Genomic DNA, 14390 nt, shown 5'->3' with positions numbered 1-14390 from the left:
CCTTGTGCTTATTCGATTCGTCAAAGGGCGTAATTAGCGGACCACTGCTCAAGCACCGTCTGGTAGGGCTTGATGAAGTGTTCCTCCACAAACGCGCCTTGCTCAAGCGCCAGCCGGCTACGCTCTTCTCGATCATAAACAATTCGAGTCAATGAATAATCCTGATGCTTCAAACTGGGCTGGTAGGTTTTCCCTGCAGCAGAGTTCGCGTTGTAGATCTCAGGCCGGTAAATTTTCTGAAACGTATCCATTGTGCTGATAGTGCTGATAAGTTCAAGCGTGGTGTAATCACCAAGCAGATCACCAACAAAGTAAAAAGCCAACGGCGCAACGCTATTCGGCGGCATGAAATAGCGTACTTTCAAGCCCATTTTAGCGAAATACTCATCGGTCAACGAATATTCATCTTGCAGGTACTCAACACCCAACACAGGATGCTGATGCTCCGTCTGATGATAGGTCTTGCTACTCGAAACACTCAAGCATATGACAGGGGGCTTGTTAAAATTATCTTTATAGGCGCTTGAATTCACGAAGCATTTAAACAGCTTGCCATGCAGATCGCCGAAACCCTCTGGCGTACTGAACCCGGCCTGCTCCTTGTTGTGCTTTAGCAGCAGCACACTGAAGTCATAATCGCGCACGTACGAGGAAAAATTATTCCCTGCAATACCCTCAATGCGCTCATTCGTTTGCCGATCAAAAATAGTCGTTTTCAATATTTCAATCAACGGCAGGGCATCGCCACTGCTTTCACCCTCGAGACTCATCTCGACAGAAATGATTTCAAGCTCGACCGCATAACGATTGCCTTGAGGGTTATCCCAATGCGCCAGGGCATTGAAACGGTTGTCAATCATCCTCAAGGTATTGCGCAAATTTTCCTGGCGACTCGTACCTCTCGCCAAGTTAGCAAAGTTGGTGGTGATGCGCGTACTGCCTGAAGGATGATAATTCTCATCGAAGCAGATGCGCTTGATAGCAAATGCAAACTCTGTACTCATTGTGATCTGACACCCTAATCCCTGAGATAACCCTGAATGTACTTCAGTACTTGCCATGTTTGTTTTGAGGCGATTGTCCGGAGTAAACGGTCATGTGACAAACTCATTTTTTTTGCACACAACGTTAGTTTTGCTCATGATCGATTTGAGGTACCTGGCGAAATGCCGTCTTTGTGGGAGCGGGCTTGCCCCGCGAACACGGGCATAGCCCGTGCCGGGCAACTCTATTGCCTGAATCGGCCTCTTCGCGGGGCAAGCCCGCTCCCACAACACCCGAAACGCTCCCCTCTTTACCTGTCTATAACTTCATAGTTTATGGTGGTAGGCCATGAAGCGAGAGAACAGGCCATGTATCGCATCTCCGAGCTTGCGCAAAAGGTGGCGTTGAGCCGCTCCACCTTGCTGTACTACGAAAAGCTGGGGATAGACCGGTCATTGCTGCTTGAGCGCCTGCGGGCCCTGGAGCAAGAGCTGGTCACCGCCGTAGACAACGACGAGTACAACCTGACCCTCTGGGCCGAGGGCAGTGCCTACATCATGGGGTTTGCCAACGCGCTGGACAGCTGGAGGCGATTGCTCAAACCCCAGGGGTTCCTGGTGGTCAGTGACCTGATATGGCTAACCGCCAAGCCCCCCGCGCGCGCGGCGTCGTTCTGGCAGAAAAACTACCTGACACCGCTGCGTGAAAAAGTTGCAGGGCTGTCCGCCGACCGCTTCGCCTCAAAGGCCCTGGTTGACCTCAAGGATGAGCTCGATATCCACCAGCGCTTTCTGGATGACTACGGCTATCAACTGTTCGTCCTGCAAAAAGAACGTGCTGACTTTTAATCAACACTTTGCTCGGCCTGATCGACCAAGACAGTAGAGAAAAACTCACTATGACGCTGAACATCCGCAACGAACAACCTGAAGACATCAAGCACATCACCGCGCTGACCATCGCCGCATTTGCACAGGAAGAACATTCCAGCCACACCGAACACTTTATTGTCGATGCCCTGCGTCGCGCCGGGCAGTTAACCGTTTCGCTGGTTGCAGTGGAGCATGATGAAATCCTTGGGCATGTCGCGGTTTCACCGGTCACAGTGTCGTCTGGCGCTACCGGCTGGTACGGGCTCGGGCCCATCTGCGTGCGGCCGAACCGGCAGGGCCAAGGCATAGGTTGCGCCCTGATGAACGCCGCCCTGGCCAGGTTGCGGGAGCAAGGGGCCGCTGGCTGCGTACTACTGGGTGATCCTGGTTATTATGCTCGCTTCGGCTTCAAGGCTCATGCGGGCCTGGAGTTGCCCGGGGTGCCGCAAGCCTACTTCCAGACGCTTTCCTTCTCTGGTGATTTGCCAGAGGGCACTGTCCAATACCACGAGTCTTTCGACGCCACCGAGTGAGCCATAAGGCGCCTGGCGGTATTCAGCTGCCGGCCAAGCGGTACAGACCTTGCGCGTGAGATACCTTGAGCCCGGCACGCTGCAGGTTTCGCCGGCTTTGCGAGTTTGCCAGGGCCGTCGCGGCTACCCATGTGCTGCCCAGGGCCCTGGCTTGCTCCACGCGATGGGCAATCAGGGCCCCGTGGTAGCCGCGGCCTCGTGCGGCTTTTCGCGTGGCCGCAGTTCCCAGATAGGCGACACCATTGGCCGCAAGGTACATCACCGCACCTGCAACGACCTCGCCCGCCTCTTTGATCACATAAATTTTCAGACTGTCGTTCGGGTCTGCCCCCCCGAACGACGCCTGGGTCACTTCACGCTGGGCTGGCGTGGAGTGAAAGCCTTGCCCATGAACGTCTGTGAATGCCGATAGCGACAGCGGGGTGACCTCCTCTACGGCATAGCCATGCGGTGTCAGTTGCGCCTGCTCAATCGCACAGGCCAACTGCACATGCGTCCATCCCTTCAAACGCTCAAGCCTGCGGTTGGCCAAGAGCGGGGACTGCTCAAGCGACGAAACTGTGCCAATGAGCGGCGTGACGGTTGCGGGCAGGGACGCTGTCAACAGATCCACAATGGCCTGCGGCTGCGTTACCTGATCACCATAGACTCGATTGAACATCGGACTGGATGAAGCCTGTACTTGAAGACATCTCGTGGTCGCGCTCATCAAGATACGCGCCCCGTAGGGGTTGCCTTCTACTTGCATCAGATTTTCCACGCGAGACTGAAGGTAATCTCTTTCCGCTGCCTCGATTTTCAGCGCCATTTCCCTGTGCATTGCTCCTGCCCTCCAGTGCTGAACAACTTGCAGGATACGCTGCGCCTCCATCGTCGCCAACACGACTCGCTGGCGAGGCCAGGATCGATCATTTACTGCCTAGAAAAAGGTGAGTTTCAGACTGGCATGGGCTATCTTGCGGCCCTCGAAACCGGCTCGAATTCATGGAGGAAAAATTGCGGATATACATTACAGGTGCTTCGTGCGCGGGCGTGACCACCTTGGGCCAGAACCTCGCAACTGAGCTCGACGCACGCCAGGTCGATGTCGATGACTTTTTCTGGATGCCAACGAACCCGCCTTTTACCACCAAGCGGCCAGTCAGTGAGCGCGTACCCTTGATCCAGCAAGCACTCGGTGATCAGGACTGGGTGCTGAGCGGTTCCTGTATTGGTTGGGGCGATGAGCTGATTGCCCATGCCGATCTGATCGTGTTCGTTGTGACCGCGACGCCCGTTCGCCTTGAACGGCTGGCCGCCCGCGAAAAGGCGCGTTTTGGCGATCGGATCGCACCCGGTGGCGACATGCATGAGATACATGTGGCCTTTCGGGAGTGGGCCTCGCAGTATGACGACCCTAACTTTTCAGGACGCAACCGCGGCTGGCACGAGGCGTGGATATCAGCGCAGACGGCGCCGGTCTTGCGGATTGACGGGACGAGGCGTGCTGAAGTGATGGTAGCGGATGTGCTTGATGCGTTGTCGCAAGTACCGCGCTAGGTTCATACGAAAAATGTATGTACCCATTTTTGGGGAGCGAGCTTGCCCCGCTCCCACAACGATCACTGCTGACCTCGCCGGCCTCTATGGATTGTTAGTGTCGCTCGCGTTGTGTCGTCAGCGCCTGAGTGCTTCCTTCTTCATTGCCTGATGAGCGCGCCAGAAACTCGGTAATCAGCGTTGTAATCTGCTGTTGGATCTGCTCACGGGGACGACCGCGGTCACCATCCGTACAAATGATGCCATCACCCGGCACGTCTTCTTCGAGCAGTGCCTGCGCGCCAGGTTTGCACACCGACATGAAGCTGAAATGGCTTGCGTCGCTGATTTCAACGTACTGGCTTGACGCCGGGGGTAGGCGTTGCGCCAGGTTGGCCGACTCCAACTGGGCGGGAAGCTCCTGGGAGGGCACGCCGGCCGCGATCACCAGCGCAGGGACCGGCAGCGCCGCGAGGCTTTCATCGGTCAAGCCGCGTGAAAGACCCAGGTCCAATGCCACCACCGCAGTGACACGTGTATCGCGCAAGTCGGCGGCCAACGCGGCTTTTGCTTCTGGGGTACTCGCCGGGTTCATCTGTTTGTAAACGCTGCAACTGGCCAACTGCGGCTGGGTTTTGCAGTCATGGGCGAAACGCTCTGGGTCGAAACGTGCACCACCAATCTCCAGGGCGGTCCAGCCGCCCAGGGAATGCCCCACGACAGCGATGCGCTGCTTGGCGACCACGCCAAATTTTTCAGGTTGAGTGGTGACCGCCTCGATGGCGCGACGCAGATCGACGGGGCGCTGCCATAGCTGCGCCGCTGCTTGAGGGCTGCGGTCATGGGTTGTGGTGCCGGGATGGTTGACTGCGGCGACGATGTATCCGCTATGCGCCAAAGCACTGGCAAGCCAGGCCTGGTTACCCCAGTTACCCCGGTATCCGTGGGAGAGCACTACCAAGGGGTGCTCGCCCGCAGTGGGCGGTGCGTTACGGACGGCAGAAGCGCCAACAAACACCACATTGTCGGCGATCAGTTGCGCGGCCGCGGTGGTTGCACTGGGGTACCAAACGACCATCTCCAGTGCTCGCTCATTGGGCGAGGCCGACAATGTCGAAGAATAGAAGCCGACAGAGCTCTCGTCAGCGAGAGCCAGGGTTGTCAGGCAGGTCAGAAACAGAGCGCCGAAAGCTGTTTTCAATGTTGTTATCTTCCGTGATGAACAAAGGGGCTCGCCGTTAGGTCTGCCTTTCGTACGCGAGGGCTGTGGACTCAACCGGAAGTTGTAGCACGATTGGAGGTGGCGTCATATGTCAGGGAATTACGATCTCCTCGAAAAAGTGCACACCCACCTCGACGTTCGGGCGTACTCCCAGTACCTCCCCTGCCATGCTCTGCAATACCGAGTGGTCGGCCGGGGGGTCCTGTGCGCCGATCCAGGGCCGGTATTTGCGCGGGCGGACTGAACAGCAGATTGCCTTGAAAACTGTGGACCTCAATGCCGGCGCGATAGTGCACAGAGCCGAAATCGACGGCACGGGTCAATATGCCGTGCCCACTGAGCACATCACCGTGAGGCCCGCTCAGGCGCCTGCTCAGCGAGCCCAGTTCCAACCCCAGCAGGCGGGTCGGGGTATCTTCAGCCCTCGCCTCCCATCCATCGCCCTCGATGGAAAACACCCTGACCGGCCCCGGCCAGACAATGCCTCCCAGCTCGCTACCGGGCGCCAGCATGCAGCCTTCCAGGCGCCACTCGGAGAATCGGAAATGGGCACCGAACGGAAAGTGGAACTCAACCTTGCCTGGCTCACACCTTAAGCCTTGCACGTCGGTAGCCGCCACCGTCTCCAGCGTCGCCGAGCCATGGTGTTGCCATAGCTCCAGGCGCGGGTCCACTGTGGGAGCGGCGATGCGGCGATCCGACTTGCCCCGCGAGGCGCTGCACAGGCAGGGTAAAATTTGTAACCACACTGCATGCTGATCGCGGGGCAAGCCCGCTCCTACAGGGTGGATTTTCCATCGTTTTTTACGATGGAACCTATTTTTTACATAGGCAAAAAATCGATGACAATGACCTCACCAAAACACACCTTCAGGTGACGTCATGAAACTGCAAGCCACTCAAAAATCCTTCGCTGAGCGCATCGTCCATGCCGTCGGCTTTGAAGTCATCGCCGTGCTGATCTGCGCGCCGATCGGCGCCTGGTTGCTGGATCGCTCGATGCTCGAGGTCGGAGCCTTGGCAGTGGTGTTGTCGACCGTGGCGATGGTCTGGAACATGCTCTACAACGCCGCTTTCGACCGCTTCTGGCCAGCCAGCCGGGTGGCGCGCACGGTGAAGGTCCGCGCCCTGCACGCCGGTGGCTTTGAAACCGGTTTTGTGGTGATCGGCGTACCGATCGCGGCGCTGATGCTCGATGTGTCGCTGGTGCAGGCGTTTGTGCTGGAGATCGGCTTCTTCGCCTTCATGCTGCCCTACACCATGGCCTACAACTGGGCCTACGATACGCTGCGCCAGCGCCTGGTGAGCGCACCGGCAAGCGTGGTCCGGGCGCAGTAACGCAGATTCATGGCAGCGTGCTACTGCTTTGGAGCCCACGAAGCGTATGATGGCAATACGGCCGACCGCTTTGGTTGGGTAAGCAACATGTAGCAGATGTAGGATGCAGCGATTCCAGCAACGGATGGCTCGACTTACTCCGTGTGACTGAGATCGAATCATGAGCGGTAATCTGTGGGTGTGGGAAGAAGAAGAGCTGCTGGCACTGCGCAAGGCATTTGCCGCACTCAAGGCCAGGCAACGCCAGACCGAGCGGGTTTCCCAGCGGCGCATGGCCGCCGAGCTTGGGGTCAGCGTGACCACCCTCAATGCTTATATGACCGGCAAACGCGCACTGGACGTCAAGTTCGCGCTGATGTTCGAGCAATTGACCGGTATTCCCACCCGCAGCTACAGCCCACGCCTGGCCGATGAGATCATCAGCCTCAAGCACCAGCGCAAACCTGCGGTCTAGGCACGCCGCGCCAACTACATTTGGACACCGCTTGGCCACGTGAAATTTATCTGGTAGTTTTTCATGAAAAAATACCAATAAAAATTCACGAGGCCCGTCATGTTCAAGCAGTCCGCCCAGCATGTCGCCAGCGTCTACGCCCAGACCTACCCTACCCCCATCCCTTTGCGCCCGACCCTGCAGGAGCGCCTGGACACCGAAGTGCTGATCATTGGCGCCGGCTTCAGTGGCCTGCAAACCGCCCTGCGTCTGGCCCTGGCTGGCAAGCGGGTGACGTTGCTCGAGGCCAGCCGCGTGGCCTGGGCGGCCTCGGGGCGTAACGGCGGGCAGGCATTGCTGGGTTGGTCGTGCGACATGGCGCCGCTGGAAAAGTCGCTGGGCCAGGAGCGTGCGCGGCGGCTGTGGGACAGCATGCGCTGGGCGGCCAGTGAGATGCGCGAGCTGCCGGTGCGTCACGGCTTCGAGGTCGACTACCGGCGTGGCAGCCTGTGGGCTGCGGTGCTGCCCCGGCGCGTGGCGATGCTGCACGAAGCCCGGCGTGAGGCCGAGGACAAATGGGGCTATGACCAGTTGCGGGTGATTGAACGCGACGAACTGCCGGACTGGATCGGCAGCCCGCGCTACCAGGCGGCGCTGCATGACGCCGAAGGCGCCCACCTCAACCCGCTGAAACTGGCCCAGGGCCTGGCCAGTGCTATCGAGGCGGCCGGCGGGCGCATCTTCGAGCAGAGCCGGGTGCTCAGTTACCGTAACACTCCGGCCGGTTTTGTTGCCCGCACCGACCAGGGCGAGGTACGCAGCGAGGTGCTGGTGCTGGCCTGCAACGCCTACATCGACCAGCTCGACCGCCCACTGTCGCAGCGCCTGCTGCCGGTGGGCTCCTACCAGGTCGCCACCGCGCCGTTGGACCCGGCCCTGGCCCGCTCGCTGCTACCACACAACAGCTGCGTGATCGATAACCAGTTCGTCCCCGACTACTTTCGCCTGACCCCGGACCATCGCCTGCTGTTCGGTGGCGGCTGCACTTACCTGGGTGGCATTCCCAAAGACGTCGCCGCTGCCACACGCCCCGTCATGGAGCGGGCTTTCCCACAACTGCAGGGGGTGGCCATCGACTACGCCTGGGGCGGCCATATCGACTGCAGCCTACGCCGCACCCCGGACATCGGCCGCCAGGGTCAGCGCTACTGGCTGCAAGGTTTTTCTGGCCATGGCGTGCTACCGACCCTTGCAGGCGCCCGGGCGGTCAGCGATGCGATCCTCGGCGACCACGATTTGCTGGCGTTGTACCAGGCCATCGACAACGGCCGCTTCCCTGGCGGCGACCTGCTCGCCGCCCCGCTGGAAGCCGCCGCCAAGGCCTGGTACCGCCTGCGCGACACTCTTTGAGAGGAACATCCGATGGACATGCAGGAAGAAATCGAAAGCCTGGCAATCCTCATCCGCGACCTGCGCAAGCACCGCAACTTGACCCTCGGTGAGTTGGCCGAGCGCATCGATCGCTCGGTGGGCTTTTTGTCCCAGGTCGAACGCGGCCTGTCACGGCCGACCGTGGCCGACCTGACCGCCATCAGCGAAACCCTGTGCGTACCGACCACTTACTTCTACAACTTGAGCAAACCGCGGCAAGTGGACTGGGTCACCCGCCCCGATGAGCGGCGCACCCTTTACTACGCTGCCGGGATCACCGACGTGCTGGTATCGCCCAAGCTAACCGGCGGCTTTTCCATGCTCGAAAGCCACCTGGCACCGGGCGCCAGCAGCGGTGACGGGCATCTGGACGACAGCTCCGAACAAGGTGGCTTTGTGCTCGAAGGCGAGTTGAGCCTCTGGCTCGATGACGCCGAGACGCCGGTCACCCTGCAGGCCAACGACAGCTTTCAGTTACCACCGCACAGCCAGTTTCGCTACGCCAACCTGACCGAACACACTACCCGGGTGCTCTGGGTATTCCGTTGAAACCAAGCGCAGGATCGCACGTGATGACAACAATAAAAGACTGCCCTGATCTGCTGAGTGAAGTACGCGCCTTCCGCGCCGAGCATCCTCAGGTGCGTTATGTCGACTTGATCAGCCTGGATATTCCCGGGCATTTCTATGGCAAGCGCTACCCCATCGACATGCTCGAAAAGGTCGCCGCCGGCAGCGCCCTGAAGCTGCCGCAGAACTGTGTGCTGCTGGGGGTTCAAGGTGGCCTGCACCCCATTGGCGACTACTGTTTCAACGACGGTGACCCAGACGCCCCCCGGCGCCTGATCCCCGGCACCCTCAAGCCGGTGCGCTGGGAGAACCAGCCCCTGGGGCAGATGCTGATCAGCTCCGACGGCACCGCCGCACCGATCGAGTTTGAGCCCCGCGAAGTGCTGGCGCGGGTACTGCAGCGCCTGGAACGCCGTGGCATTCGTCCGGTGGTGGCCTTTGAGCTGGAGTTCTACCTGTTCGACCGCACCTTGAAGGACGGCCTGCCACAGTTCCCCCGCGACCCCTTCAGCGATGATCCGGACGACCAGCCGAACATGCACATCGAGCGCCTGTCGCGCTACTCCGATGTGCTGCGGGAGATGGTCGAGGCGGCCAACGAGCAAGGCGTGGACGCCAACGTGATCACCGCAGAACTCGGCCCCGGCCAGTTCGAGATCAACTTCGGCCACTGCGACGATGGCCTGCGCGCCGCCGACTGGGCCGCATTGTTCTGCCGCAGCACCCGCGGCGTGGCACTCAAGCACGGCCTGCGCGCAAGCTTCATGAGCAAACCGTACCTGGACGCACCGGGCAGCGGCATGCACGTACATGTCAGCCTCTATGATCAGCAGGGCAACAACCTGCTGGCCGCCGATGAGCAGCGGCCGTTGCGCCACGCCGTGGCCGGTTGCCTGGAGCTGTTGCCACAGTGCATGCCGATCTTCGCCGCCAACCACAACGCCATGCGCCGCTACGGCGCCATGGTCAATGCCGCCAGCCGCGCTAGCTGGGGCTTTGAAGACCGCGACGCGTGCATCCGCATCCCCGAGTCAGACCCGCGCAACCTGCGCATCGAACACCGCCTGGCCGGTGCCGACGCCAACCCCTACCTGGTGCTGGCGGCGATTCTCAGCGGCATGGAGCATGGCCTGGAGGCCGGCAAAGAGCCCATTGCCCCGCTCAATGAAGACCGCAGCAGCGGGATCGACTTTCCCAAGGACATGCTCGCGGCGGTGGCGGCCATGCGGCATCACCCGGTGGTCAATGAGCGGCTGGGTAGTGAGTTCGTCATGGTCTACTGCGAAAACAAGCACCAGGACCACCTGGCCTTCATGCATGAGGTGAGTGCGCGGGAGTATCGCTGGTTTCTATAGACGTTATCGCGGGGCAAGCCCGCTCCCACAGGTAGTGTAGGAGCGGGCTTGCCCCGCGAAAGTGTCTCAGTCCGATTTACTGGGGCCAATTGCTGCCTCCAGCCATTGGCAAAAGCTCGCAGTCAAGGCCTCCCCTTCACTGTTGCGGTGCACCAGCCAGGCCCATTTCGGGCCGCGTACAGTCTGTTCGGTCAGGGCCACCAAGTGGCCTTGCGTCCGCGCCTGCTCGGCCAGCAAGGCACTGACCAGGGCAATCCCCAGGCCCTGGCTGGCAGCGTCGAGCAACTGCCCGGAGTCAGAAAAATTCAGGCCCTGCATGGTCTGCCCCAGCGCCTCGCCGCCCTGGGTGCTCCAGTAGCTCCAGTCCATTTCCCGCTCGCCGTGCAGCGTGGTGCGCTGCTGTGGCTCGAGGTCGAGCAGGCGTGGGTGACACGCCGGATACAAACGGTCCTGGAGCAAGACCCGAAAGCTGCATTCGGCCTGGGCACTGATGTCGTCGCGCACCGCGATGTCGATGGTCTGGGTGGCCATGTCGGGGATCTCGTCACTGGTGAACAACCAGACATCCACCTGCGGGTGCAAGCGATGGAACTCGCCCAGGTGCGGCACCAGCCAATGCCGGGCAAAGGCCGGGGTGGTATTGACCACCAACTGGTTGGGTTTGCGGTATTGCTCAAGGCGACGGATACCCACGGTCAATTGCTGGAGCATCACCTGGGTGGTGCTGAGCAGGTCAACGCCGGCATCGGTGAGCGCCACACTGCGCCCTTCGCGATAGAACAACGGCTGCTCCAGGTAGCTCTCCAGGCTGCGAATCTGCTGGCTGATCGCCGACTGGGTCAGGTGCAGCTCTTCAGCGGCCTTGTGAAAACTGCCCAGGCGCGCCGCCGCTTCAAAGCCGCGCAAGGTGTTCAGGGGTGGCCAGTGTTTCAGCATGATTGATAAGCCCAGCTAATCATATATCGGCAAAAACCATCGTTTGTCCTGTGGTAAAGCGCAGTTATAGCATGGTCACCCAGCAACCAGCTGAAAACAATTACTTAACTCAAAGGCAATCACCATGCACAACGACAGCGCCACCAACAACGGATGGTTCATGCCCGCCGAATGGGCCCGACACACCGCTACCTGGATGGCCTGGCCGCACAACCAGGCCCTGTGGGAGTCAACCTGGGGCGTGACCCTGGCCGATGTGCAGGTCGATTTCGCCCGGGTCGCCAACGCCATTGCCCGGTTCGAACCGGTGAAGATGGTGGTCGACCCCAGCGCGGTCGCCCAGGCCCGCGCCTTGTGCGGGGCAAACATCGAGCTGATCGAGCTTGCGATCAACGACAGCTGGTGCCGCGACTCCGGCCCAAGCTTCATCTGCCATCCGCAGCAAGGCCTGGCCGGGGTCAGCTGGCGCTTCAACGCCTGGGGCGGCAAGTCGGCCCACGACCTCGATGAAGGCCTGGCACGGCGCGTGCTCAATGGCCTGGGCCTGGAGTGCTTGGGCAGCCACCTGGCCAACGAAGGCGGCGCTATTCACGTCGACGGTGAAGGCACGCTGATCACCACCGAGTCGGTGTTGCTCAACCCCAACCGCAACCCAGGGCTGGGCAAGCAGGACATCGAGGAGATCTTCACCCGCCTGCTGGGCGTGAACAAAGTCATCTGGCTGCCGGGCGACCCGGACTTCGTCACCGGTGATGTAACCGATGGCCATGTCGACGGCGTGTGCGCGTTTGCCCGCCCGGGTGTATTGCTGGTCGACGCGACCCACGACAAGCACTCCACCTACGCCCAGGTGGTCAAAGAGAACCGCCGCGCCCTTGAACTGGCAACCGACGCCCGTGGCCGTCGCTTCGAGCTGATCGATCTGTACGAAGCGTCTGCCGCAGTCGATACCGACGCCGAAGTGTTCTGCGCCTCCTACACTAACTTCTACCTGTGCAACGACGCCGTGATCATGCCGGCCTACGGCATCGAAGCCGACCTGCAGGCCGCCGCCACCTTGCAGCAAGCGTTCCCCGACCGCGAAGTGGTGCCGGTACTGATCAACCAGCTGGCCCACGGCGGCGGTGGCGTGCACTGCATCACCCAGCAGCAGCCCGCCTGGCCGCTGGCCGGAGGCAAGCGATGAGCCGCGTGACTGTCGCCAGCCTGCAACTGGCCTGCAGCTGGAACCTGGCCGACAACCTCGATCGCGCCGAGCAACTGGTTCGCGAAGCAGCCGCTGCCGGTGCGCAACTGATCCTGCTGCCGGAGCTGTTTGCCACACCGTACTTTTGCATCGAGCAGAATCACGAGCACCTGGCGCTGGCCCAGCCCTACGAGCACAGCCCGCTGCTGCAGCGCTTCGCCGCCCTGGCGGCGGAGCTGGGCGTGGTGCTGCCGCTGAGCTGGTTTGAAAAGGCCGGCAACGCCTACTTCAATTCGCTGACCGTGGCCGATGCCGATGGCTGCCTGTTGGGTGTCTATCGCAAAACCCACATTCCCAACGCCATCGGTTACCAGGAGAAGGAATACTTCAGCCCCGGCGACACCGGTTTCAAAGTCTGGGACTGCGCCATCGGACGCATCGGCGTGGGCATCTGCTGGGACCAATGGTTCCCCGAGACCGCCCGCTGCCTGGCCCTGCAAGGTGCCGAGATCCTGTTGTTCCCCACCGCCATCGGCTCCGAGCCCGGCGCTGCGGCGCTGGACTCGCGCGACCACTGGCAACTGACCCAGCGCGGCCACGCCGCGGCCAACATCCTCCCGGTGATCACCGCCAACCGCACCGGCGTTGAAGTGGCGCCCAGCGATGCCGAACTGAGCATGCGCTTTTATGGCTCGTCGTTCATCACCGACCATAAGGGTCAACTGCTGGCCGAAGCCGATCGTGACACTCCCTGCGTGCTGCTGGCCGAGCTGGACCTGGCCCACATGCGCGAGGAGCGCCTGACCTGGGGCGTGTACCGCGACCGCCGCCCGGACATGTACGGCACCCTGTTGAGCCTTGACGGCCGCCACCCACACAGCACCTGGAGGCAAGGCGCATGAATGCCCTGAAAACCCTGCTGGCCCTGTCCCTGGCCCTGAGCTGCGGCTTGGCCAGCGCCGAAGACAAAGTCCTGCGGCTGTACAACTGGGCCGACTACTTTGCCGAAGACACCCTCAAGGACTTCACCGCCCAGACCGGCATCAAGGTCATCTACGATGTCATGGACAGCAGCGAAACCCTCGAGGCCAAGCTGCTCTCGGGCAACAGCGGCTACGACCTGATCTTCCCCGGCGACACCGTGGCCGAGCGCCTGGCCCGCGCTGGCGCCTTGCAAAAGCTCGACCCGGGCAAGCTCGAGCACCTGGCAGATATCGAGCCCGGCCTCAAGCGCCTGCACCTGCGCTACCCCAACTCACGCGAGAGCACCGTGCCCTACACCTGGGGCAGCATCGGCCTGACCTACAACCGCGCCGCCATCGAACAGCGCATCGCCAATGCCCCGGTCAACAGCCTCGACCTGTTGTTCAAGCCCGAGAACGCCGCCTTGCTCGCCGACTGCGGGATTTCGATGATCGATTCCCCCGATGAAGTGCTGGCGGTGGTACTCCACTACCTGGGCAAGGATCCGCGCAGCGGCAAGGCCGACGACCTGCTCGCCGCCCGCCAGATGCTGGGGGCGATCAAGCCGTACATCCGCAAGTTCCAGTCGCAACCGGTGACCCAGCTGGTCAATGGCGAAACCTGCATTTCCCTGGGCTACAGCGGCGACATGATCCAGGCCCAACGCACCGCCGACTCCGCCGGCAAGGCCATGGAGTTCCGCTACCATGTGCCGGTGGAAGGCACGACCATCTGGATGGACAGCATGGCGATACCCGCCGATGCCGCCCACCCGGAATACGCCTACGCTTTTATCAACTTCGTCATGCAACCCCAACAGATGGCTGCCATCAGTTCGTTCACCGGCTACCCCACCTCCAGCGCCAAGGCGCGGCCGCTGGTCGACCCGCTGATGCGGGATAATCCGGACATCTACATCAGCGACGATGTCTACAAGCGGCTGATTCCGGGCAAGGACATCCCCCAGAAAGACATGCGCGCGCGCATGCGTGCCTGGACCACCCTGAAAACGTCTTCGGCCCATTGAGCCACCACAGAGAGCAACCTAG

Annotated in this window: 15 protein-coding genes; 11 read left to right on the top strand and 4 right to left on the bottom strand. The window is 61.1% G+C overall.

The genetic code is table 11. The annotated features are described in order from the left end of the window. Positions 1–20 precede the first annotated feature (20 nt). A complete protein-coding gene (locus EXN22_RS11405; RefSeq protein WP_130264139.1) occupies positions 21–1004 on the bottom strand; it encodes a DUF1852 domain-containing protein in 984 nt (327 codons plus the stop codon). A 348-nt stretch (positions 1005–1352) separates the two neighbouring features. Here EXN22_RS11405 and EXN22_RS11400 point away from each other — a divergent pair, with 348 nt between their 5' ends. Beyond that, positions 1353–1832, top strand: coding sequence for a MerR family transcriptional regulator (locus tag EXN22_RS11400; RefSeq protein ID WP_130264138.1), 480 nt, complete (start codon positions 1353–1355; stop codon positions 1830–1832). A gap of 50 nt (positions 1833–1882) precedes the next feature. Next, positions 1883–2389 carry a GNAT family N-acetyltransferase gene (locus tag EXN22_RS11395; protein WP_130264137.1) on the top strand — a complete coding sequence of 169 codons (507 nt, stop codon included), beginning with the start codon at positions 1883–1885 and terminating at the stop codon, positions 2387–2389. A 22-nt stretch (positions 2390–2411) separates the two neighbouring features. On the opposite strand, the gene EXN22_RS11390 is transcribed toward EXN22_RS11395, so the two are convergent. Next, positions 2412–3209 (bottom strand): GNAT family N-acetyltransferase, encoded by a 798-nt coding sequence (locus EXN22_RS11390; protein ID WP_130264136.1) that lies wholly within the window; start codon positions 3207–3209, stop codon positions 2412–2414. A 176-nt stretch (positions 3210–3385) separates the two neighbouring features. On the opposite strand from EXN22_RS11390, the gene EXN22_RS11385 reads away from it, so the two are divergent. Beyond that, positions 3386–3928, top strand: coding sequence for an ATP-binding protein (locus tag EXN22_RS11385; RefSeq protein WP_130266799.1), 543 nt, complete (start codon positions 3386–3388; stop codon positions 3926–3928). A gap of 94 nt (positions 3929–4022) precedes the next feature. On the opposite strand, the gene EXN22_RS11380 is transcribed toward EXN22_RS11385, so the two are convergent. Continuing rightward, complete coding sequence (locus EXN22_RS11380) at positions 4023–5108, bottom strand: alpha/beta hydrolase family protein (RefSeq protein WP_130264135.1); 1086 nt, start codon at positions 5106–5108, stop codon at positions 4023–4025. Positions 5109–6011: 903 nt separating this feature from the next. On the opposite strand from EXN22_RS11380, the gene EXN22_RS11375 reads away from it, so the two are divergent. From EXN22_RS11375 to EXN22_RS11355, 5 genes are all read left to right on the top strand, one after another. Then, positions 6012–6467 carry a multidrug/biocide efflux PACE transporter gene (locus EXN22_RS11375; protein WP_130264134.1) on the top strand — a complete coding sequence of 152 codons (456 nt, stop codon included), beginning with the start codon at positions 6012–6014 and terminating at the stop codon, positions 6465–6467. 160 nt (positions 6468–6627) lie between these two features. Beyond that, the gene (locus EXN22_RS11370) at positions 6628–6921 is read left to right on the top strand and encodes a helix-turn-helix domain-containing protein (protein ID WP_130264133.1); all 294 of its coding nucleotides are present in this window, start codon (positions 6628–6630) and stop codon (positions 6919–6921) included. Between the two features lie 99 nt (positions 6922–7020). Beyond that, positions 7021–8310, top strand: a complete 1290-nt coding sequence (locus EXN22_RS11365; protein ID WP_130264132.1) for an NAD(P)/FAD-dependent oxidoreductase — start codon at positions 7021–7023, stop codon at positions 8308–8310. Positions 8311–8322: 12 nt separating this feature from the next. After that, the gene (locus tag EXN22_RS11360) at positions 8323–8880 is read left to right on the top strand and encodes a helix-turn-helix domain-containing protein (RefSeq protein ID WP_130264131.1); all 558 of its coding nucleotides are present in this window, start codon (positions 8323–8325) and stop codon (positions 8878–8880) included. Positions 8881–8903: 23 nt separating this feature from the next. After that, positions 8904–10256 (top strand): glutamine synthetase family protein, encoded by a 1353-nt coding sequence (locus EXN22_RS11355; RefSeq protein ID WP_130264130.1) that lies wholly within the window; start codon positions 8904–8906, stop codon positions 10254–10256. A 66-nt stretch (positions 10257–10322) separates the two neighbouring features. On the opposite strand, the gene EXN22_RS11350 is transcribed toward EXN22_RS11355, so the two are convergent. Further along, complete coding sequence (locus EXN22_RS11350; RefSeq protein ID WP_130264129.1) at positions 10323–11192, bottom strand: LysR substrate-binding domain-containing protein; 870 nt, start codon at positions 11190–11192, stop codon at positions 10323–10325. A gap of 124 nt (positions 11193–11316) precedes the next feature. Between EXN22_RS11350 and EXN22_RS11345 the strand changes: the two genes are divergently transcribed. Genes EXN22_RS11345 through EXN22_RS11335 form a run of 3 tightly spaced genes read left to right on the top strand, consistent with a single transcriptional unit; the run spans position 11317 to position 14368 of the window. Further along, positions 11317–12378: an agmatine deiminase family protein gene (locus EXN22_RS11345; RefSeq protein ID WP_130264128.1), complete on the top strand. Its 1062-nt coding sequence runs from the start codon at positions 11317–11319 to the stop codon at positions 12376–12378. After that, the gene (gene aguB, locus EXN22_RS11340) at positions 12375–13280 is read left to right on the top strand and encodes an N-carbamoylputrescine amidase (RefSeq protein ID WP_130264127.1); all 906 of its coding nucleotides are present in this window, start codon (positions 12375–12377) and stop codon (positions 13278–13280) included. The genes EXN22_RS11345 and aguB overlap by 4 nt, the downstream gene beginning before the upstream one ends. Next, the gene (locus EXN22_RS11335; protein WP_130264126.1) at positions 13277–14368 is read left to right on the top strand and encodes an extracellular solute-binding protein; all 1092 of its coding nucleotides are present in this window, start codon (positions 13277–13279) and stop codon (positions 14366–14368) included. The genes aguB and EXN22_RS11335 overlap by 4 nt, the downstream gene beginning before the upstream one ends. Positions 14369–14390 lie beyond the last annotated feature (22 nt).

This window comes from Pseudomonas tructae (genome assembly GCF_004214895.1).
GTDB classification, from domain to species: Bacteria; Pseudomonadota; Gammaproteobacteria; order Pseudomonadales; family Pseudomonadaceae; genus Aquipseudomonas; species Aquipseudomonas tructae.
This window is presented reverse-complemented; position numbering and strand designations above follow the sequence as displayed.